Origin of the sequence: Paraburkholderia sp. Ac-20347, assembly GCF_017104805.1 — a bacterium.
Classification (GTDB): domain Bacteria; phylum Pseudomonadota; class Gammaproteobacteria; order Burkholderiales; family Burkholderiaceae; genus Paraburkholderia; species Paraburkholderia tropica.
In genome coordinates, this window is sequence record NZ_JAAGPN010000637.1 from 1 (window position 1) to 829 (window position 829).

Annotated in this window: 2 protein-coding genes; both read left to right on the top strand. The window is 40.0% G+C overall.

Translation table 11 applies throughout. The annotated features are described in order from the left end of the window. A partial coding sequence (locus G3N97_RS39150) for a hypothetical protein (protein ID WP_205998046.1) occupies positions 1–365 on the top strand: 365 nt, incomplete at its 5' end. A gap of 38 nt (positions 366–403) precedes the next feature. Next, the coding region (locus G3N97_RS39155) for a hypothetical protein (RefSeq protein WP_205998047.1) at positions 404–829 on the top strand (426 nt) is incomplete at its 3' end.

Genomic DNA, 829 nt, shown 5'->3' on the forward strand with positions numbered 1-829 from the left:
AAATTTCAAGTGAACTTAAGCAAGAGATGTATCATGATGCAAAAAACTTATGGGTTTCTGCGTTATTTGAAAATATTCCAGCATCTTTACCAAATATCACATTTGAAGAACAAAAGGCTTTATTCTTTATGCTTACTAAAGAAGCCTTAGACGCAGACTTAATCAAATTTATACCACCTAATGGTATTTGGTATGAAGGATATGATATTTGGGATGTCTCATCAGATGAAATTGTTGCCTATCTTAGAGATAATTTTCCTAAAGATGCGACAGATGGGCTGGATTCTTGTGTTAATAACTATTTTTATGATATTGCTCCAGCTGTCCTATGGCGTCAAGGTGATGGTAGTTATTATGGCAGTTAAATCAATTCCCTAACACCCAAGTCACTGTTGGCAGTGATTTGATTGTCAAAAGCTGTCAAGACACTTATCAATACACTCATGATCAAAAACAAGCAGGATTTAGTGCCGATGTTGGCTTTGATGGCAAACCCCAAAGCTTTAGTATCAATGGTGGCAAAACGGATGTAGATGCCGATTATGCCCAAGTCATCCACCAAACTGGTATCACAGCCAATCAATACATCCTGTCTGTACAAAGACAAGGTACGTTCACTGGTGGCTATCTCATCACCGATGCAGGTAAAAACCAAACCCAATTTGCCCAAGGCATCCAAACCCAAGACATACAAAACCACCTAAACCATCAAGGCGATGCCATCAGTGTCGGCATTGGCATTGGTGCAGACACCAGCCATCCAAATGGCAAAGCCAAACCTGCCCTACAAGGCTTAGGCTATGGTATAATAACCCCAGCTCATAAAACC